Origin of the sequence: Methylobacterium thuringiense (assembly GCF_022179645.1) — a bacterium.
Taxonomy (GTDB): Bacteria; Pseudomonadota; Alphaproteobacteria; order Rhizobiales; family Beijerinckiaceae; genus Methylobacterium; species Methylobacterium thuringiense.
Genome location: NZ_BPRA01000010.1, coordinates 62,673 through 82,506 on the forward strand (window position 1 = coordinate 62,673; position 19,834 = coordinate 82,506).

20 protein-coding genes are annotated in these 19,834 nt (G+C 68.4%); 14 read left to right on the top strand and 6 right to left on the bottom strand.

Translation table 11 applies throughout. The features are described 5' to 3' along the window. Positions 1-32: 32 nt before the first annotated feature. Entirely contained in the window at positions 33-1,079 is a 1,047-nt protein-coding gene (locus tag MFF07_RS11905; RefSeq protein WP_147818215.1) for a hypothetical protein, read from the bottom strand. A 195-nt stretch (positions 1,080-1,274) separates the two neighbouring features. On the opposite strand from MFF07_RS11905, the gene MFF07_RS11910 reads away from it, so the two are divergent. The 3 genes from MFF07_RS11910 to MFF07_RS11920 all read left to right on the top strand — a co-directional run bounded on the left by MFF07_RS11910 (position 1,275) and on the right by MFF07_RS11920 (position 4,523). Further along, a complete protein-coding gene (locus MFF07_RS11910; protein WP_147818214.1) occupies positions 1,275-1,538 on the top strand; it encodes an acyl carrier protein in 264 nt (87 codons plus the stop codon). A gap of 11 nt (positions 1,539-1,549) precedes the next feature. Then, entirely contained in the window at positions 1,550-3,430 is a 1,881-nt protein-coding gene (locus MFF07_RS11915; RefSeq protein ID WP_147818213.1) for an HAD-IIIC family phosphatase, read from the top strand. A 325-nt stretch (positions 3,431-3,755) separates the two neighbouring features. Continuing rightward, on the top strand, positions 3,756-4,523 hold the full coding sequence (locus MFF07_RS11920; protein ID WP_147818222.1) for an invasion associated locus B family protein: 768 nt from the start codon (positions 3,756-3,758) through the stop codon (positions 4,521-4,523). A 127-nt stretch (positions 4,524-4,650) separates the two neighbouring features. Here MFF07_RS11920 and hspQ read toward each other — a convergent pair whose 3' ends face one another. Then, entirely contained in the window at positions 4,651-4,989 is a 339-nt protein-coding gene (hspQ, locus tag MFF07_RS11925; RefSeq protein WP_147818221.1) for a heat shock protein HspQ, read from the bottom strand. A 72-nt stretch (positions 4,990-5,061) separates the two neighbouring features. Next, positions 5,062-6,111, bottom strand: a complete 1,050-nt coding sequence (locus MFF07_RS11930) for an HpcH/HpaI aldolase/citrate lyase family protein (protein WP_147818212.1) — start codon at positions 6,109-6,111, stop codon at positions 5,062-5,064. Between the two features lie 735 nt (positions 6,112-6,846). On the opposite strand from MFF07_RS11930, the gene MFF07_RS11935 reads away from it, so the two are divergent. Continuing rightward, positions 6,847-8,154: a patatin-like phospholipase family protein gene (locus MFF07_RS11935; RefSeq protein ID WP_238232025.1), complete on the top strand. Its 1,308-nt coding sequence runs from the start codon at positions 6,847-6,849 to the stop codon at positions 8,152-8,154. 15 nt (positions 8,155-8,169) lie between these two features. Here MFF07_RS11935 and MFF07_RS11940 read toward each other — a convergent pair whose 3' ends face one another. Continuing rightward, on the bottom strand, positions 8,170-9,366 hold the full coding sequence (locus MFF07_RS11940) for an FAD-dependent monooxygenase (RefSeq protein WP_238232027.1): 1,197 nt from the start codon (positions 9,364-9,366) through the stop codon (positions 8,170-8,172). Positions 9,367-9,593: 227 nt separating this feature from the next. Between MFF07_RS11940 and MFF07_RS11945 the strand changes: the two genes are divergently transcribed. The 4 genes from MFF07_RS11945 to pncA all read left to right on the top strand — a co-directional run bounded on the left by MFF07_RS11945 (position 9,594) and on the right by pncA (position 11,771). Beyond that, on the top strand, positions 9,594-9,785 hold the full coding sequence (locus MFF07_RS11945) for a hypothetical protein (RefSeq protein ID WP_147818210.1): 192 nt from the start codon (positions 9,594-9,596) through the stop codon (positions 9,783-9,785). Between the two features lie 9 nt (positions 9,786-9,794). Continuing rightward, complete coding sequence (locus MFF07_RS11950) at positions 9,795-10,019, top strand: hypothetical protein (RefSeq protein ID WP_147818209.1); 225 nt, start codon at positions 9,795-9,797, stop codon at positions 10,017-10,019. Positions 10,020-10,084: 65 nt separating this feature from the next. After that, positions 10,085-11,059 (top strand): quinone oxidoreductase family protein, encoded by a 975-nt coding sequence (locus tag MFF07_RS11955; protein WP_147818208.1) that lies wholly within the window; start codon positions 10,085-10,087, stop codon positions 11,057-11,059. A gap of 82 nt (positions 11,060-11,141) precedes the next feature. Continuing rightward, complete coding sequence (gene pncA / locus MFF07_RS11960; protein WP_147818207.1) at positions 11,142-11,771, top strand: bifunctional nicotinamidase/pyrazinamidase; 630 nt, start codon at positions 11,142-11,144, stop codon at positions 11,769-11,771. A 37-nt stretch (positions 11,772-11,808) separates the two neighbouring features. Here the strand turns inward: pncA and rimO are convergent, their stop codons facing one another. Beyond that, entirely contained in the window at positions 11,809-13,155 is a 1,347-nt protein-coding gene (gene rimO, locus MFF07_RS11965; protein ID WP_147818206.1) for a 30S ribosomal protein S12 methylthiotransferase RimO, read from the bottom strand. A gap of 393 nt (positions 13,156-13,548) precedes the next feature. Here rimO and pabB point away from each other — a divergent pair, with 393 nt between their 5' ends. The 5 genes from pabB (at position 13,549) to MFF07_RS11990 (ending at position 17,136) form a co-directional block, all read left to right on the top strand. Further along, positions 13,549-14,952, top strand: a complete 1,404-nt coding sequence (gene pabB, locus MFF07_RS11970) for an aminodeoxychorismate synthase component I (RefSeq protein ID WP_187272604.1) — start codon at positions 13,549-13,551, stop codon at positions 14,950-14,952. Next, positions 14,949-15,578: an anthranilate synthase component II gene (locus MFF07_RS11975; RefSeq protein WP_147818205.1), complete on the top strand. Its 630-nt coding sequence runs from the start codon at positions 14,949-14,951 to the stop codon at positions 15,576-15,578. The genes pabB and MFF07_RS11975 overlap by 4 nt, the downstream gene beginning before the upstream one ends. Continuing rightward, entirely contained in the window at positions 15,565-16,413 is an 849-nt protein-coding gene (locus MFF07_RS11980) for an aminotransferase class IV (RefSeq protein ID WP_147818204.1), read from the top strand. Before MFF07_RS11975 ends, MFF07_RS11980 begins: the two co-directional genes overlap by 14 nt. Before the next feature lie 41 nt (positions 16,414-16,454). Further along, a complete protein-coding gene (locus MFF07_RS11985) occupies positions 16,455-16,865 on the top strand; it encodes a DoxX family protein (protein ID WP_147818218.1) in 411 nt (136 codons plus the stop codon). Positions 16,866-16,962: 97 nt separating this feature from the next. Continuing rightward, complete coding sequence (locus tag MFF07_RS11990; RefSeq protein WP_187272603.1) at positions 16,963-17,136, top strand: hypothetical protein; 174 nt, start codon at positions 16,963-16,965, stop codon at positions 17,134-17,136. A gap of 24 nt (positions 17,137-17,160) precedes the next feature. Here MFF07_RS11990 and mazG read toward each other — a convergent pair whose 3' ends face one another. Next, complete coding sequence (gene mazG, locus MFF07_RS11995) at positions 17,161-17,991, bottom strand: nucleoside triphosphate pyrophosphohydrolase (RefSeq protein WP_147818203.1); 831 nt, start codon at positions 17,989-17,991, stop codon at positions 17,161-17,163. Positions 17,992-18,718: 727 nt separating this feature from the next. On the opposite strand from mazG, the gene MFF07_RS12000 reads away from it, so the two are divergent. Beyond that, positions 18,719-19,813 carry a replication protein RepA gene (locus MFF07_RS12000; protein WP_147818202.1) on the top strand — a complete coding sequence of 365 codons (1,095 nt, stop codon included), beginning with the start codon at positions 18,719-18,721 and terminating at the stop codon, positions 19,811-19,813. Positions 19,814-19,834: the final 21 nt, after the last annotated feature.

Consider the following 19,834-nt stretch of genomic DNA (forward strand, 5'->3'; position numbering starts at 1 on the left):
CGAGGGTGCGCCCGCGAAAACGCGCCGGCGGTTCATTTCGCCCAACTCTTGGCCACGGACTTCCGGATGGCCTCGCTCATCACGATGTCGAAGTTCAGGAAGTCCTGCACGTCGCGCAGGGCCCGCAGGCGATCGGCGAGGGCGTAGGCCTCCGGGGCGATCGGTGTGGGCGACGGCACCGGGGCATCGATCCCCAACCGGTCGAACACCGTCGCGGCGAAGGCTTCGAAGTAGTCGCGGTGGCCGACGATCGACACCCGCGAGAGCACCTCCACCGCGATGATGGAGTTGGCGGGCAGGATGCGGTCTTCGGGAAACCGCGTGCCGAGGAGCCGGGTCAGCGGGTTGTAGAGCAGGCGATAGGCCGATTCCGGCAGCATCCGGAAGAACCGCCTCAGGCTCTTCGGGTCGGCATAGTCATAATCCGCGGTGAACCGCGCCGCCTCCGCCAGATCGCCCAGGCGCCAGCTCTGGTCGGGATCCTGGGCGAGCGCGGTGCGTTCGCGAAGCCAGAGCATACGGCTCGCCATTTCGACGAACGGCTCCTGGACGAGCATCATCGTCAGGATGTCCTGCAGCACGAAATGCGACTCGTAGCGCGGATAGACGAGCGCCCCGGACAGGAAGCAGGAGGTCAGGGTTGGCGTTTCGAACAGGACCGACAGGACCTGCTCGGAGAATTTCCCGATCCCGAAATAGCTCTGCTGGAAATGCGGGTAGAGCGCCGCCTGGAGCACGGTCTCGGGATGGATGCCGGTGTTCACCAGGACCGCCTTCAGCCTGCACAGGCCGTGATCCGGGATGCGGCGATGGATGAGGACGTTGGTGTCGACGTCGCGGACTTCGACCCGCGGAAGCCCTGCGAGGCCCGGAACGTTCTGCTCGTTGACCTGAAACCGGCATTGCCCGGTCGAGTGCAGGCCCGCTTCCCGAAGTTCGGCGATGGTCTCGCTCGCCGCGATCTCCGCCACCCGTCGTCCGTCGACGGAGACGTGGATACGGCTGATCGCCAGCGGGTTGTCCGGGACGACCCATCCATGGATGACGTGGCCCTCGTCAGCGTCTACGAAAAACCGCATGCCCCTCCGAGCGCCTCCCCTGGTCCGATCCGCGAAACCGTCGACCGGTTCGGATACGGCTCCGGCGCGAGGCGATTGATAGCCCAGTTCGCCGGCCGGCGCATGCCACAGAAATGCTGCCGATCCGAGGCAGAGGCCGCATCGTCACGAACAGCCGCAACCCGATCGGGCGGGACGCCTCGGAGTTTCCTCTCCATGCACAACGACGCGATCTACGAGCAACTGACCTCGGTCTTCCGCGACGTCTTCCAGGACGATGCGCTGACGATCGCGCCCGAGACGACGGCGCAGGACGTCGCCGGATGGGATTCCGGCCGGATGATCGAACTCATCATGGCGGCGGAATCGCAGTTCGGCATCCGCTTCACGAGCCGGGAGGTCGACGCCATGGCCCGCGTGGGCGATTTCGCGGAGACGATCGCGCGCAAGACCGCAGGCAGAGCTGACGGGCCGGGCTGACGGGCGGGGCCATGCATCTCTCCTGGCTGCCCGAACCGCGCGACTGGGCAGGCGCGCTGGCGTCGCTCGGTGCGCCGGATGCGCCCTGGGAGGCGTTCGTCCGGCTCGCCGGCACGCGGCTCGACGCGCTCCGGACGAACCAGCTCGACCGCGCCCTTCAGAAGCGCCTGGCGCATGCAGCCGAGAGCTTCGGACCCCCGCCGGTCAAGCTCGCTGTTCTGGCCTCCTCGACCGTCTCGCACCTGCTGCCCGCGATCCGCGTCGGCGCCCTGCGCAGGGGACTCCGGCTCGAGACTTACGAAGGGCCTTACGGCTCCTATCTCCAGGACGTGCTCGACGACGCGTCGGGGCTGCACGCCTTCCGGCCGGACGAGATCCTGTTCGCGTTCGACACGGCCCACGTCACCCGCGGGATCAACCCGACGGCCGACGGCGCCTCGGCCGACGGCGCACGCGCGGCGGCGCTGGCGGGGATGCGCGACCTGTGGCGGCAGGCCCGCGCACGCTTCCGCTGCCCGATCCTGCAGCAGACCCTGCTCCCGACGGCCCTGCCGCTGCTGGGCGCGAACGAACATGCGCTCGCGGGCTCCCGCGCCTGGGCGACCATGCTGCTCAACGCCGAGATCCGCGAGGCTGCGCCGGAGGAGGGCGTCGACGTCTTCGCCCTCGACGACATGGCGCTGCGCTACGGTCTCTCGGCGCTGCACGATCCCGTCTGGTGGCTCAGGGCGAAACACGAGGTCAGCGCCGCAGCCGCGCCGATCTACGGGGACCGGCTCGCCAGGCTGCTCGCCGCGCGAAAAGGCCTGTCGCGAAAGTGCCTGGTGCTCGATCTCGACAACACCGTCTGGGGCGGGGTGATCGGCGATGACGGGCTCGCCGGGATCGTGCTCGGGCAGGGCAGCGCAGAGGGCGAGGCGTATCTCTCGTTGCAGGCCTATGCCCGCGACTTGGCGGCGCGGGGCGTCATCCTCGCGGTCGTCTCCAAGAACGACGAGGCCAATGCCCTGGAGGCGTTCGAACACCATCCGGAGATGCTGCTGCGCCGCGGCGACATCGCCGTCTTCCTGGCGAACTGGGACGACAAGGCCCAGAACCTCCGGCGCGTCGCCGCGACGCTGAACATCGGCCTGGAATCCCTGGTCTTCGTCGACGACAACCCGTTCGAGCGCGAGCTCGTCCGCGCCGAGTTGCCGATGGTGGCGGTGCCCGAACTGCCCGACGATCCGTCGGGCTACGCGCCCTGCCTCGCGGAAGCCGGTTATTTCGAAGCCCTCGCCGTCACCGACGAAGACCGGGCCCGCGGCCGGCACTACGCGGCGCAGGCCGTCCATCGCTCGGCGCTCGCGGAAGCGGCCGACCTGCCGGCCTATCTCGCCGGCCTCGACATGCGGCTGGTCGCCGCCCCGTTCGATCGGATCGGCCTCGCCCGGATCGTCCAGCTCACGAACAAGACCAACCAGTTCAACCTGACCACCCGCCGCACGACCGAGGACGCCACGCTGGCGCTGATGGCGGACGGCGACGTCCTCTGCCGCCAGTTCCGCCTCATCGACAGGCTCGCGGATAACGGGATGATCGGCCTCGTCGTCGGCCGTCTGACCGGAACGGGCGATTGCGTGATCGAGTCGTGGTTGATGAGCTGTCGCGTGCTCGGGCGCGGAGTCGAGGCGGCGATGCTGTCGGTGCTCGTGCAGGCCGCGTCGGAGAGGGGCGCGCAACGCCTGATCGGCCTCTACGGGCCGAGCGCGAAGAACGGGATGGTACGCGGCCATTACGGCCGGCTCGGGTTCACGCTGCTCGATACGGACGAGGACGGCGGCACCCGACACGGTCTCGACCTGTCGGCTTACGTCCCCAGTCCGGGACCGATCCACATCGAGGGCGTCTGAGCGGCCCGGCCGCGAGTCCGAATGATGGTTTCCGTCAGACGGACCGATCTGCGCCCTTCCGATTCACCCGGCATCCGTGTACGGCGCAGGCGTCATGCCTTCGCCGCATTACGGGGGGAAAGCAGGCCGCGCGATCGTTCGACCGGGCAACGGGTTACCTGGAGACAGGGCCGGCGTCCTCGAAGATCCGACGCTTCCGGATGGGATAGGCCCATCGCCGGTCCGTCGGGTCGCATCGGTCCCGCTGCTCTTCGGACACTGCGTGCGTCACGAAAGCCGCACCACGAAGCGACGATTCGAATCCGTTGAAGGGGTCATGAAGCCGATGTTCTCTGCAAACCGTCCCGCGCGCCCGCTGCGCACAGCCGCGCTCATCGCCCTGGCGGGCCTCGGCGCCGGCCTTGCCAGCCCGGCCTTCGCCCAAGCCAACAAGAAGCCCGCTCCGGCGGCGCCTGCGCCGGCTGCTCCCGCTCCGGCCGGTCAGCCGCAGCAGGGTGCCGCCCAGCAGGCCGGTCCGCAGATCATCACCGTCAAGTCCGAGCCGAGCCAGGACAAGTGGACCAAGGTCTGCGGCAAGGACAACAATTCCGGTACCGACGTCTGCTACACGACGCGCGACTTCGTCTCCGACAACGGCCAGCCGGTGCTCGCGGCCGCCGTCTACGACATGAAGAACGCGGCCCAGAAGCAGGAGGTCAAGGTCGTCCGCTTCCTGCTGCCGCTCGGCCTGATGCTGGCGCCCGGCATCCGCTTCAGCATCGACGGCAAGGAACTCACCGCCGGCAAGTTCGCGGTCTGCTTCCCCAACGGCTGCTTCGCGGAAGCCGGCGGCGTCACGCCGGAATTCATCGCCGCCCTCAAGAAGGGCACGCTGCTGAACGTCGCCGTGCAGAACCAGACCCAGAAGGAAGTCATCTTCGCGGTGCCGCTCGCCGGCTTCGGCACGGCCTTCGACGGCCCGGCCGTCGATCCGAAGGTGCTCGAAGAGCAGCAGAAGAAGCTCCAGGCCGAGCTCGAGAAGAAGAGCGATGCCATGCGCAAGAACCTCGAGAACGGTGCCGCCGCACCGGCCGCCAACGCCGCGCCGAAATAGTTTTTTGGATGAGGGTGTCTCTATCCCGGATCGGGGTGGAGACGCCGATCCGGTTACGACACGACGCAAAGGCCGGGCAGCAATGCCCGGCCTTTTTTCACGTTCGCCAATCTAAACCAGCAAAAAATCAGTTCGCCTGGCCGGCCCGCACCCGATACGCGCCGTCCGGCGCCCGGTCGAACACCTCGGAGATGCCGGCATGGCGCAGCGCCTCGCCCGAGGTGTCGGGCACGAGGTTCTGCTCCGAGACGTAGGCGATGTACTCGCTGTCCGCGTTTTCGGCGAGCAGGTGGTAGAACGGCTGGTCCTTGCGCGGCCGGACCTCCTCCGGGATCGCCTGCCACCATTCGTCGGTGTTGGCGAATTCCGGGTCGACGTCGAATACGACGCCGCGGAACGGATAGATCCGGTGACGGACTACCGAGCCGAGATTGAACTTGGCCGTTCTGATCAGGTCGTCGGGCATCGCAGCATCATGCATGGCCGGTAAATAGGCCGGGCTCTCGTCCATGTCACCCGATCCTGCCCTGCGGCAGGATCACGGCAGCTTGTAGACTTTCGCCAGTTCCGGGTCCTTGTCGGCGACGAGCCGGGCGAGGTCGACGATGACCTTGGCCTGTTTCCAGGTGGCGTCGTCCTGCATCTTGCCGTCGAGCATCACCGCACCGGTGCCGTCGGGCATCGCCGCGACGATGCGCGCGGCGAAGTTCACCTCGTCGGGATCGGGCGCGAACACCCGCTTGGCGATGGCGACCTGACTCGGGTGCAGCGTCCAGGCGCCGGCGCAGCCCATCAGGAAGGCGTTGCGGAACTGGACCTCGCAGGCGGCCGAATCGGAAAAGTCGCCGAACGGGCCGTAGAACGCCTTGATGCCGTTGGCGGCGCAGGCATCGACCATGCGGGCGATCGTGTAGTGCCAGAGGTCCTGCTGCGCCGAGGCGCGGGCCTCCTCGCCTTTGGCGTCGGAGATGACGCGGTATTCGGGGTGGCCGCCGCCGACGCGGGTGGTCTTCATGCCGCGCGAGGCCGCGAGGTCGGCCGGCCCGAGGCTCATGCCGTGCATGCGGGGCGAGGCGGAGGCGATGGCGTCGACATTGGCGACGCCTTCCGCCGTTTCCAGGATCGCGTGGACCAGGATCGGCTTCTCGACCTTGTGGCGAGCCTCGAGTTGCGACAGCAGCTGGTCGATGTAGTGGATGTCCCAGGGCCCTTCGACCTTCGGCACCATGACCACGTCGAGCTTCGAGCCGATCTCGGCGACGATCTCGAACAGGTCGTCGAGAATCCAGGGCGAATTCAGGGCGTTGATGCGGGTCCAGAGGCCGGTGCCGGTCCTGGCGAAGTCGATCTCCTTGCCCATGGCGATGAAGCCCTTGCGCGCGGCTTCCTTCTGGTCGGCCGGCACGGCGTCCTCGAGGTTGCCGAGCACCACGTCGACCGTCGCGGCCAGATCGCCGACCTTCGCGCGAACCTTCTCGTTGTGCGGCGGCACGAAGTGAATCATGCGCTCGAGCTTCACCGGAAGTTCACGGAACGGCTCCGGAGCACCGGCGGCGAGCGGCTGGAAGAAGCGGCGCGGAAGTTTCATGAGGTCTCGGGCTCCGGGTGCGGCCATCTCGGCAGACATTCTGGCCGTCCGGTTAGAGCATGATGCGGGAAAGTGGAATCCGGTTTCCCGAAAACATCGTGCGACGGCAGAGATCGGGAGCGTGAGGTCCATCTCCGAGCAAGGCCTGCTGTCGCCTGAGCCGGCTTACCGTCACGCTAGAGCGCTTTCCGACCGAGTGGATACCGGTCGGTCGTAAGAAAGCGCGTCATAACGATGGCCTAGAGCCGCCGGCCTGATGCAATCAGGTCGGATACGGCTCTAGCCCGCCGCGGCGATGCTCGTCGGCCCAGGGACGGCCAGCGACCCGCATCGTGCGGCACGGCCGTCGACGGGATTCCACGATTTTGGAATGTGAGGACACTAGGCAAGACCACGCTTTGGTCGTTATCTTGCCGAGGCAGTCGGCCGAGCGGATTTCAACTGGTTAATCGAAATCATGAGCGCCTCTCAGACCTGCTCGACGGTGTGCGAAGTCGGCAAAAAAGCCGATTCCCATGTTTTTCGTGCGTTCGTCGAAGTTTCCGATCCCAAGCTCCTTCCCTCCGAAGATTGTATTGGGGCGGTTGCACGCGCCCGCCATGCCGACGTCACCTCGACGTGCGCTGACGCACGGAGCACCCCATCATGGGGGTCATTCGTACGCGGCCCATCAGGAACAGGCCGGAGCCTCCCGTGTTCTTCGGTCGAGGCGGCCTCGGGAAGGAATTGGCCATCATGATCGCATCGACCGGACGGTCCATGCTCGTCGGCGCCGTGGTGCTGGCCCTCGCGGCCGCGCCGCCGGTGGCCTTTGCGAGGCCTGCGGGGCACGCGGCGGGGAAGCATCCCGTCGAGAAGAAGCAGGCCGAAAAGCCGGCCACGCAACCGGAGCGCGTCGACTTCACCGCCGCGGAATCGGCCACCGCTTGGCCCGAAGGCCTGCCGGGCCGCTTGCGCCTCGACGGCGACGATCCCCGGGCCTTCCAGGCGCTGATCGACGGGGCAGGGGCCGCGGGCGATCCCTGGCTCGTGCTGTCGGGCGGCGGCGAGAACGGCGCCTTCGCGGCGGGCCTGCTCGCCGGATGGTCGCAGGCCGGCGACCGGCCGGCCTTCGGCGTCGTCACCGGCGTTTCGACGGGTGCGCTGATCGCGCCCTTCGCCTTCGTCGGCCCGGCGGCCGACCCGGCGCTCCGGGCGAACTACACCGAGATCACCGCGGCCGACGTGTTCGAGCTCGGCGGCAATCCCACCGCGGCGCTCACCGACAACTGGCCGCTCAAGGACCGCATCGACAAGTCGGTCACGCCGGACCTGCTCAAGGCCGTCGCCGCCGAGCACGCCAAGGGCCGCCGCCTCCTCATCGCGACGACCCAGGTCGACGCCGAGCGCTCGACGGTCTGGGACATGGGCGCGATCGCCGGCCTCGCCGCCGGCAAGGATGCCGGCCGCTACGGCGACAAGGCCCTGAAGCTGTTTCGCGAGATCGTGCTCGCCTCCACCGCCATTCCCGGCGTCTTTCCGCCGGTGATGATCGATGCGCTCGGCGAGGACGGCAAGCGCTTCCAGGAGATGCACAACGACGGCGGGGCCATGGCGCCGTTCTATCTCGCGCCGGCACCGGCCCTCGTCGGCCGCACGTCCGGCGTCCACCTGCCGACCCACTCGGTCTATCTCGTAGTGAACAACCGGCTGACGCCGGAATTCGGCATCGCGCCGCGCACGATCCTGGGCGTGCTCGGCCACTCGATGTCGGCGGCGATCAAGGCGCAGACCCGCGGTGCCATCGCGTTGGCGCAGATCTTCGCGCAGCGCTCGGGACTCGACCTGCACGTCGCCGAGATCGACGGCCGCTTCACAAAGGCCTCGTCCGCACCGTTCGACCCCGACTACATGAAGGCGCTCTACCAGCACGGCGAGGGCCTCGGCCGCGCCGGAACGGCCTTCACCGCGAGTCAGGTCAAGGGTGACGGCCCGCTGGAAAGCGTCAAGGGCACCGCCACACAACCGACGGACGGCTTGGGCGATTCGGCGGCAGCGCGCTGAGTCTGCGACGCCAGTTCAACGTCCCCGCATCAGGCTCGGCGCACCGAAGCGCGGCAGCACCCCTTCCCGCATCACGATCTTCCGCAAGGGCGCCAGCGTGCTCATGGCGACCAAGCCGAGACCGCGGAGGGCATCGATGGGCACGAGGTCGGCGAGCAACGAGCGGTTGAGAAGATCGACGGCCGTCCCGCGCAGGCGCGCATCGGCACCGCGGTTGCGGCCGAAGCCCGCAAGCGACGCCTGGGAACCGGGATCGCGTCCGGCCTCACGGGCAGCCATCACGACATCGCGCAGCGAAGCGGCGTCGCGAAGCCCGAGATTGAGGCCTTGCGCGCCGATCGGCGGAAATACGTGGGCCGCCTCTCCGATCAGTGCCAGCCGCAGGGCGACGGGCGTCGAGACGGAAAGCCCGCGCATCGGCACCAGCCCGCGCGGTCCGTCGATCCGCATGGCGCCGAGCATCGCCTGCGCCTGACGCTCGACCGATGACGCAAGTGCGCCGTCATCGAGAGCCGAGAGCCGTCGAGCCGGCCCCTCGCCGGTCACCCAGACGAGGCTCGATCGGTGGCCGCCCGGCAGCGGCACGAGCGTGAACGGCCCCGCCCGGGTGTGGAACTCTGTCGAGACGTCGCGATGCGGGCGCTCATGAGCGAGGATCGTGGTGATCGCCGCCTGCGGATAGGACCAGTCCCGAACCGTCAGGCCCGATCCCGCCCTGAGCGGCGAGCGGGCTCCGTCGGCGGCGACGATCAGGCGGGTCTCGACCGTTCCGCCGTCCTGGAGGGTGATGACGGCGCGCTCATCGTCGCGCCGGCTCTCGGCCGCATCGCTCTCGAACAGGGTCAGGTTCGGGGTCGTCCGGGCGAGCAGACGCAGGCTCTCGACCAGTCGGGCGCTCTCGACGTTCCAGCCGAAGGCGTCGAGCCCGATTTCCGACGCGACGAACCGGGCAGGGGGCGGACGAAACAGGCTGCCGGTGTCGTCGATGAGATGGAGCTCGGCCAGGGGCGCCGCATACGGAGCGATCGTCGCCCAGGCGCCGAGCGCATCGAGGAAGCGTACCGAGCCGTCGAGCAGCGCCACGGTACGCCCGTCGGCCACCGGTGCATGCCGCCCGACGAGCGCGGTAGCGATGCCCTCGCGCGCCAGGGCGAGCGCCGCCGCGAGCCCCGCCGCCCCCGCGCCAACGACCGCCGCCTCGAACCGAACCATGCCCGACATCGCAACCCCAAGGACATCGCAATCCCAAGAGGGATTTTCAGCGCGACCCCTGCGCCGCGCCTCTGCCCAGAGCTTACAGAGGCGGCGACGCCGTCGGGTCAAGACCATGCGTCGCTGAGGAGCTTCAGCCGGATCCGGCCGGAGCTCGGACGAAACCAAAGCTTCCGGTCTGCATTACCCCCAAGCGTTTGGTCTTTGGGCGGCGCAGGGAGTGTCCGTTGAACACCTTTTCCATGCCGGCGGGCGAACACGAGGAGCGCAGCTTCGGCTCGTCGTTCGATCCCCTGTTGAACGGCGTCTCTCAGGGGCTCGCCGCTCTTTTTCCGCCGATCGAGAACACGCGCCGTCCTGTCTTCGAAGACGAAGGGGCTTGCGCGAACGAGGTTGAGGACGAGCGCGCGGACGCGTAGCAGGGGCCGATGAAGTCCCATTTGATCGAGCAGCACATCGCGGCGATGACCGTCGCGAGCACCAACCTGCTACGCCAGATGCACGACGAAGGTCTGCGCTACACCCTCGACGTCCGGCCCGACGACACGGCCACGATGCATGTCAGCGTGCGTGGACTGACGCCCGACATCGAGGGCCGCATCCGCCGCTGCCTGCTCGGCACCGGAATGACGATCACGGTGGCCGAGGCCTGAGGCTGTCTCTTCGTTGGTCGCAGCCCTATTTCGCCGTCGAGACCCAACGTTGAGGACGAGCGAGCATGCCGAAGGCGATCCGGATTCACGAATACGGCGGCCCGGAGGTGATGGTCTACGAGGACGTGCCGACCCCGGAGCCCGGCCCCGGCCAGATCCGCGTTCGGCAGACGGCCGTCGGCGTCAACTTCATCGACATCTACTTCCGCCAGGGAACCTACAAGGCGCCGTCGCTGCCGCATACGCTCGGCAAGGAAGGCGCGGGTGAGGTTGCGGCCGTCGGCGAGGGCGTGACCGGCTTCAGGATCGGGGAGCGCGTCGCCTATGCGGGCGCCAGCGGCACCTATGCCGAGGACGTCGTGGTCGATGCCTCCGGGGCCGTCCACGTCCCGGACGGCGTCAGCGACGAGACCGCCGCCGCGATGATGCTGAAGGGTCTCACCGCCCAATACCTGCTGCGCCGAACCTACCGCGTGCAGAAGGGCGACACGATCCTGTTCCATGCCGCCGCCGGCGGCGTCGGCCTCATCGCGACGCAATGGGCCAAGCATCTCGGCGCCACAGTGATCGGCACGGTCGGTTCGCCCGAGAAAGCCGAACTCGCCAAGCAGCACGGCTGTGATCATGTGATCCTGTACCGCGACGAGGATTTCGCCGCCCGCGTGCGTGAGATCACCAAGGGCGAGGGCGTGCCGGTCGTCTATGACGGCGTCGGCAAGGCGACCTTCCCGGCCTCCCTCGACTGTCTCCGGCCCTTCGGCACCTTCGCGAGCTTCGGATCCTCCTCCGGCGCGATCGACGCCTTCGACATCGGCATCCTGGCGCAGAAGGGCTCGCTCTACGCGACGCGCCCGACGCTGTTCACGCACATCGCCACCCGCGAATTGCTCGACGCCAACGCCGCCGAACTGTTCGAGGTCGTGAAGAGCGGGGCGGTGACGATCCCGATCCATTCCCGGGCGAAGCTCGCCGACGCGGCGCAGGTGCATCGCGATCTCGCGGGGCGGAACACGACCGGATCCACGGTCATGATCCCGTGATCCTGGGATCACGGGACACAAGGATTCCGGGCTCTGCCCGGACACGGCGAAGGACTCGTCCTTCGCGATCCTCGGTTTGGCGATGAGGTTCACGGAAGGCGATGTCCTGGTCGTCGTGGACGTCCAGAACGACTTTCTGCCCGGCGGGGCGCTGGCCGTGCCCGACGGCGACGCGGTGATCGCGCCGATCAATCGGCTCGTGCGGCGGGCGCCGCATGTCGTCGTCACGCAGGATTGGCACCCCGCGGGCCACGCCTCGTTCGCCGCGCAGCATCCGGAGCGAGCGCCGTTCGAGACCGTGCCGATGCCCTACGGCGAGCAGGTGCTCTGGCCGGACCACTGCGTGCAGGGAACGCACGGCGCCGAACTGGCCGCCGGACTCGACCTCGACAGGGCCGAACTGATCCTGCGCAAGGGCACCCGGTCCGGGGTCGACAGTTACTCGGCCTTCATGGAAGCCGACCGGAAGACCCGCACGGGCCTCGCCGGCTACCTGTGCGAGCGCGGCCTGACCCGCCTCGTCCTCACCGGTCTGGCCACCGACTTCTGCATCCTCTGGACGGCGCTGGACGCACGCGCCGAAGGCTTCGCGGTGGCGGTCGTGGAGGATGCGGTCCGTGGCATCGACCGCGACGGGTCGGTCAGCCGGGCTTGGTATGCGATGTGCGAAGCCGGCGTCGATCGGATCGATAGTCGCGAAATACAAACCTAACGGGATCCTGTCGTCACAGGATCCCGGGACGTGTCCGCTACACCGCGATCCCGTGCAGGTCGTAGGCGTCCGCCCGCTCGATCTTCACAGTGACGATGTCGCCTTGGCGCAGGGGACGGCGGGAAGCAACGTGGACCGTGCCGTCGATCTCCGGCGCGTCGGCCTTGGAGCGGCCCTTGGCGCCCCCCGGCCCGGCCTCGTCGATGATCACCTGGAGCCGCTTGCCGACCTTGGCCCGCTGCAGCTTCAGCGAGACCAGACCCTGTGCTTCCATGAAGCGCCGCTTGCGCTCGGCTTTCACCTCGGGAGGCACCGGCACGCCGAGATCGTTGGCGGTCGCACCGCGCACCGGCTCGTATTCGAAGCAGCCGACCCGCTCGAGCCGGGCCTCCCGGATCCAGTCGACGAGTTCCTCGAACTCCGCATCGGTCTCACCGGGAAAACCGACGATGAAGGTCGAGCGGATGGCGAGGTCCGGGCAGATCTCGCGCCAGCGCCGGATGCGCTCGAGCTGCTTCTCCTGGTTGCCCGGCCGGCGCATCCGCTTGAGGACGCTGGGGGAGGCGTGCTGGAGCGGCATGTCGAGATACGGCAGCACCTTGCCCTCGGCCATCAGCGGGATGACCTCGTCGACATGCGGGTAGGGGTAGACGTAGTGCAACCGCACCCAGGCCCCGAGCTCGCCGAGTTCCTTGGAGAGGTCGTAGAAGCGGGCACGCACGTCCCGGTCCTGCCAGCGGCTCGCGGCGTAGCGGGTGTCGACGCCGTAGGCGCTGGTGTCCTGCGAGACCACCAGCAGTTCCTTGACGCCGGCCTTCACCAGCTTCTCAGCCTCGCGCAGCACGTCCGCCGCCGGCCGGCTGACGAGATCGCCCCGCAGGCTCGGGATGATGCAGAAGGTGCAGCGGTTGTTGCAGCCCTCGGAAATCTTCAGATAGGCGTAGTGCCGCGGCGTCAGCTTCACGCCCTGGGGCGGGATCAGGTCGAGGAACGGGTCGTGCGCCGGCGGCACCGCCTCGTGCACGGCGGCGACCACGGATTCGTAGGCCTGCGGGCCGGTGACGGCGAGCAGGTTCGGATACTTTTCGCGGATCTCTTCGGGCTGTGCGCCCATGCAGCCGGTGACGATGACCCGGCCGTTCTCGGCCATCGCCTCCCCGATCGCCGAGAGCGATTCCGCCTTGGCCGAATCGAGGAAGCCGCAGGTGTTGACGATGACCACGTCGGCCCCGTCGTGGCGGCGGGCCAGTTCGTAACCCTCGGCCCGCAGATGCGTGAGGATCCGCTCGGAATCGACCAGCGCCTTGGGGCAGCCGAGCGACACGAAGGAGATCCGCGGGGCGGCCTTCGTCACGGCATCTGCGGGTACGGCGGTGGCGGTCATGGCGTCTCGGACGGCGACGTGACGCGAGGCGGCCGGTTGGGCCGCTCGGATCGCGAAGGCAAGAGGATGCGCGGGGTATAGCCCGCCACTGCCCGCGTTGCGAGCCTCGCGCCCCGCGTCGGCCTGGCCGGCCGAAGCATGCCCGACGGCGCCGCCGCGCCCAGCGTGCCGCCAGCAATCGTCCGAGATCGTATATGAAACGCCGAATCCATTCGATTTCAGTGATTTGGCATATTGTCCTCGTGCTCCGGATGAAGGCCTGCAGCTCGAAAGGGCAGGGCGCTCATGCCCTGGCTGCAGACGGGTCGCACCGAGCGGGAATTGACGGGAGGTCTCTCGGCGCAGTTGGTGCTTGCGACACACCCGAGCGCGAGACGCGAAATCACCGCCCCCATGGTCTGGACCCGCGAGATCCCATCCATCGACGCGATCGTGGCGGCACAGCGCCTGTCGCGCCTGCCCGGGCTCGCCTTCCTCGACAGCGCCATGCAGCATCACATGCTCGGGCGCGTCTCCGTGCTCGGCGCCGATCCGTTCGGCCGCTTTCGCCTACGGGAGGGCCGCGCTACCCTCGACGGACAGGCTCTCGACGGCAAGCCGCTGGAGGCCCTGCGCGCCTGCCTCGCGCCCTACCGGCTGCCGCCGCAGCCCGACCTCCCCGCCTTTCCGGGCGCCGCGATCGGCTACTTCGCCTACGATCTCGGCCGGGAGCTGGAGCGTGTGGCGAAGCCGCCGCGTCGGGCCGGGCTGACCGACGACATCGCCTTCAACCTCTACGACACACTTCTCGCGATCGACCACGAGCACGACCGCTGCGTCCTGATCGCCACCGGATTTCCCGCCACGGATCCGGACGCACGCGTGGCCCGGGCACAGACCCGTCTCGACGCCTTCGCCGCATTGCTCGGGACACCGGCCGAGCCCGAACCGCAAACCAAATCCACTCCGGCACCGCTTACCTGGCACTCGAACTTCTCGCGGCAAAGCTATGAGGACGCAGTCGAAAAGGTCCGCGACTACATCCGGGCCGGCGACATCTACCAGGCCAACATCGCCCAGCGCTTCTCCGCCGAACTGCCGCCGGGCTTCGATCCGTTCGCGCTCTACCAGCGGCTGCGCGCGACCAATCCCGCGACCTTCGGCGCCTATCTCGCCTTCGACGAGCTGACGGTCGCATCGAGTTCACCCGAGCGTTTCCTGACGTTGCGCGGCCGGGAGGTCGAGACGCGCCCGATCAAGGGGACCGTGCGCCGGGTCGAGGATCCCGACGAGGACGCCGCGCTGGCAAAGGCCCTCCAGGCAAACCCGAAGGAGCGCGCCGAGAACATCATGATCGTCGACCTGCTGCGCAACGATCTCTCGCGGGTCTGCGAGCCGCGCAGCGTGCGGGTGCCGGTCCTGTGCGGTCTGGAATCCTATGCCTCGGTCCACCATCTCGTCTCGGTGGTCACGGGCACCCTGCGGGAGGGTACTGATGCCCTCGACCTCATCGCAAAGACGTTTCCCGGCGGCTCGATCACCGGTGCGCCGAAGCTCAGGGCCATGGACATCATCACCGAGATCGAAGGGGATGCCCGGGAACTCTACTGCGGTGCCATCGGCGCCATCGGTTTCGACGGCACCATGGATACCGCGATCGCCATCCGCACCGTGTTCATGGACACACGAGAGGCCGTGCTCCAGGCCGGCGGCGGCATCACGCTCCTGTCCGAGCCCGGTCCGGAATACGAAGAGACCCTGACCAAGGCCGCCCGGGTCTTCGCCGCCTTCGCGCCGGACGGCGAGGGGGGCCGATGATCCTCGTCGTCGACAACTACGATTCCTTCGTCTTCAACGTCGTGCGCTATTTCGAGGAGCTCGGCGAGACGGTTGCAGTCGCCCGCAACGACGCGCTCTCGGTCGCCGAGATCCGCGCCATGGTGCCCGACGCCGTGGTGATCTCGCCGGGGCCCTGCACGCCGGCCGAGGCCGGGGTCAGCCTGCCGGCGATCCGTGACCTGTCGGGCGTGGTGCCGATCCTCGGCGTCTGCCTCGGCCACCAAGCCATCGGCGCGGCCTTCGGTGGGCGCGTGGAGCGCGCGATCCGCCCGCTCCACGGCCAGGCCACCCCCGTGCGCCACGACGGCACCGGCCTGTTTTCGGGCCTGCCCGACCCGATGGCGGTGGCGCGCTACCACTCGCTGATCGTGTCGCCCGAACCCGGCATGAACGAAAACCTCGCGGTGAACGCGGTCTCGGCCGAGGGCGAGATCATGGCGCTGTCGCACCGCCGGCATCCGACCTGGGGCATCCAGTTCCATCCGGAATCGGTGCTCACCGAAGGCGGCCACGCGATCTTTTCCAATTTCCTCCGGCTCGCCCGCGCCTGGCGTGAGGGGCGGGGACGGATGCCGGAAAAAGTGAGCCTCGATGCTCTGGTGTGACGGCCGGGTCGTCGAGGGCCCGATCCCGTTCGACCTGTCCGATCGCGGCCTGCTGCTCGGCGACGGCGTGTTCGACACGGCGCTCGCCTGCGACGGACGCATCGCCTTCGAGGACGCCCATGTCGCCCGGCTCGTAGCGGCGGCGCAGGCGCTGGGATTCGCGGATGAGCCCGAGCGGATCGTCGCGGCGATGCGCGCCGTCGCCGTCGCCGCCCCGCGGACAGTGATCCGCACCACCATGACCCGCGGTCCGGGACCGAGGGGCATCGCCCCGCCCGCCGAGGCCCGGCCGTTCCTCTTCGCGCGTTCCGGGCCGATGCGGCCGGGCCTCGCCTTCGCCCCGATGCGGCTCCACCTCACCGCGATCCGCCGCAACGAGACCTCTCCCGCCTCGCGCCTCAAGAGCCTCGGTTATCTCGACGCCGTACTGGCCGCCCGCGATGCGGCGGCGGCCGGGTTCGACGAAGCCCTCTTTCTCAACACACGCGACCGCGTCGCCTGCGCCGGCATCGGCAATCTCTTCGGGATTTTCGGCCGAACGCTGGTGACGCCGTCCCTGGAGGAGGGGGTGCTGCCGGGGATCGTCCGGGCGCAGATTTTCGCGGTTGCCGCGAGGCTCGGGCTCGCGGTGGACGAGCGGCCCCTGCCGCTCGACGAACTCACGGGAGCCGATGCCGCGATCCTCACCAACTCGCTGCGGCTCGTGAGCCCGGTGACCGCGATCGGAGATCGCTCGTTGGACAGTGCCGGGAACGCGACCGTCGCGCATCTGATCCAGGCCGTCCGCGAGGCCGTCGCCGCATCCTGCAATGTCGCCCCGGAGACCGTGTCGTGACGGGGCGGGGGCAGGGGCAGGGGGACGACGACCGCGCCTGGATGCGCTGGGTGATGATCGTCGTCTATGCCGGCATCGGCATCGTGCATCTCACCGCGACCGACGCATTCCTGCCGATCATGCCGGACTGGGTGCCGGCGCCGCGCTTCGTGGTGATCGTCACCGGCCTCTGCGAGATCGCCGGCGCGCTGGCGCTGACGACCGCACGCCTCAGGCGCCTCGCCGGCATCATGCTGGCGCTCTACGCCGTCTGCGTGTTTCCGGCCAACGTGAAGCAGGCCCTGGACCACATCGCGATCCCGCCGATCCCGGACAGCTGGTGGTATCACGGCCCCCGTTTCGCGATGCAGCCGGTGATGGTGTGGTGGGCGCTCTATGCCGTCCACGTGATCGACTGGCCATTCGGGCGCCGCCGTACCGGATCCGCGCACAAGGATCCCCTGCTCCCGTGATCCTCCGATACGGGGATCACGGGAGAACAGGATCCGGGGCGCGTCCTGCGTAGTCCTGTCGGGAGCGTGCGGCCGGGGCTCTGCTAGAATCGGCGCCATGCCGAAGAGTCGCGCACCCAGCCCTTCGAATCCGCTCCCCGAGGAGGAGGATCTTGCCAGGTCTCCGCCCGGTCGGGCCGAGGTCGAGCGGGCGATCGGACGCATCCTCGACCGGCTGAAGCCGCAGAGCCCGAAGCGCGGCCGGAAGGCGAGCCGGGCCGTCGCGCGGTAGCGCTGCGAACGGGGAGGGTGGTTCTCAGCCCTCGGCGCGTTTGACCGCCTGCCAGGCGGCTTCCATCGCCGGCAGGTCGACCGATGCCAGGGTCCGGCCGTCCTTTGCCAGGTGGTCGGCCATGGCCGTGAACCGGCGCTCGAACTTGCGGGTGCCCCGCCGCAGGGCTTCCTCCGCGTCGACGCCGGCATGGCGGGCGAGGTTCGCCACGGAGAACAGCAGGTCGCCGATCTCTTCGGCCACCGCCTCCGGATCGTCGGCCGCCAGGCTCTCCTCGACCTCGTCGGCTTCCTCGCGGACCTTGGCGATCACCTCCCGCGCATTGGGCCAATCGAACCCATGGAAGGCGGCCTTCCGTGAGATTTTTTCGGCGCGGGTAAGGGCGGGGAGGGCGGAAGGTACCCCGTCGAGGGGCCCCGCCGCCGCCGGCACCCTGCCCCGGGCCAGCTTCTCAGCCCGCTCCTGCGCCTTGATCCGCGCCCAGGCCGCCTCGACCGCCGCCGGATCGCCGCGGCCTCGCCTGGCGGGAAGCAGGCTGCCGTCGGCCTCGAACACGTGCGGATGCCGCCGAACGAGCTTGGCGACGATGCCGGCGACGACGTCGGCGAAGGCGAAGCGGCCCGCCTCCTCCGCCATCCGGGCCTGGAAGACCACCTGGAGCAGGAGGTCGCCGAGCTCGTCCCTGAGATCCTCGGGATCGCCGCGCTCCACCGCGTCGGCGACCTCGTAGGCCTCCTCGATGGTGAAGGGCACGATGCTCGCGGGCGTCTGGACGACGTCCCAGGGGCAGCCCGTCTCCGGATCCCGCAGGGTTGCCATGAGCTGCAGCAGCGTCTCGATCGGGTGATTCGTCATGGTGGCGTTCGTACCGCTTTCGTTCCGAATGCGCATCTGAAGGCTTTTCCCGGCCTCGACGCCCGAATGGCCGAGCTACGTTGGATAAACCGGGTGTGGCATGTGGATAATTCCTTATATTCCATAAATTGAACCCCTTCCAGGCGGTTCGGCTCAGCGAACGCCTCGCGCCTAGGGTAGGAAGAATATCTGCTTCGCTCTTTTAAGAGAGTCAGTTCAGCAGGTTATAGGGGGAGACGAATAACGCTGCGGCGACAGTGTGTTGAGACGGTTTCGTGCATCTGATTCTGCGTGGCTGTGCATCGGATTCTGCGTGGCTCCGTATGGAACTCTGCGTGGATTCCCGGATCGATCGCATCGGAATCTGCGCGGGTTCGCATGGGATTCGGCGTGGGAAAACCGGTCGGGCTGTGCATTCCGGGGAGAACCCGGCTTCAGGTCTCCGTATTGAACTCTGCGTGGGCTGATCCGCAGTGATCCGGCCCGTATCGAACTCTGCGGACCGGCCCCGGAGCGAGCCTGGGGATGGCGAGGCCCGAGAAGCGGGGAAAGCCGGGATAAGACCGATCCGCCACAGGACTCCCGGGGTCCGAATCGTGCCACATCCGCCGCCACCCGGGCCGAGTGCCTCTCACGAACCCCTATCGGCGGGAGCTCCTGAGAGACACTTGGACGTCGGCGATACGACGGGGCAGGGTGCCGAAGAGGACGTTGGCGGACGCAAGGCATGGCGGGGCTCGAACAGAAGATCGACGGGATCCGCGACCCGGACCTGCGCGCCGAGCTGGAGGCGGCGCGGGGCGGATTTCTGTTCGCCCAGATCGTCGAGCACCTGCTGTTCCGGCAGCGCGATCGCGACGCCCAGGCCGCGACGGAAAACTCCCAAAAGACCCGGCGCGAGGGCATGGCCCGGGACCAGCGTCGGCGCGACGCCGTGCGCGAGGTCATCGAGAACGAACCGGCCGTGCCCGAAAACCTGCAGCACATCCACTCGGTGCTGGCGCTGTGCGGCCTGCCGTATCGCGATCCCGGACCCGTCCGCGAGGTGTTGCGGGAGTACGGCCGCAACTCGCTGAGCCTCTCGGCCGGGCGCCTGAAGAACCCGATCACGGGCGAGATGGAGATGCAGGGCCTGCCCTACGGCCCCAAGGCGCGGCTCGTGCTGCTGCACCTCTGCACCGAGGCGGTGAGGCAGCGGAGCCCGGTGATCGCGGTGGCCGACAGCCTGTCCGGCTTCATGCGGGAGATGGGATTTGCGGTGACCGGTGGCGAGCGCGGCACCATCGGCGCCTTCAAGGAGCAGCTCAACCGGCTCGCCGCCTGCTCCATGCAGATCGGCCTCTGGGACGGCAAGGAGACCGCCTCGACCCTCACCGTGCCGCCCTTCCGCCGGCTCGACCTGTGGCGCCCTCAGGGCTCCGGAGAGGTGGTCTGGCAGCGCGAAGTCCAGTTCCACCAGGATTTCTACGAGAGCCTGATCAAGCACGCCCTCCCCGTGGACATCCGGGCGGCCAGGGCGTTGTCGGGATCGGCGCGGAAGCTCGACCTGCTGTTCTGGGCCGGCTACCGCCTGCGGGCCCTCCAGCGGCCCCTGAGGCTCACCTGGGACAACCTGCACAAACAGTTCGGGGCCGACAACGCCTCGCAGCGCAGCTTCCGCCAGGCCTTCAAGGCCGACCTCGCCGGGGTGCTCGAGGTATTTCCGCGCCTGCCGATCACCCTCGACGAGCGCGGCATGGTGCTGAACCCGGCCGACCCGAGCGCCCTGATCGTTCCGCCGAAGGCCATCGGATTGGCTCGGAAGAAACGTAACGCCGCCTAATTCCATCTCGGAATATCAAGC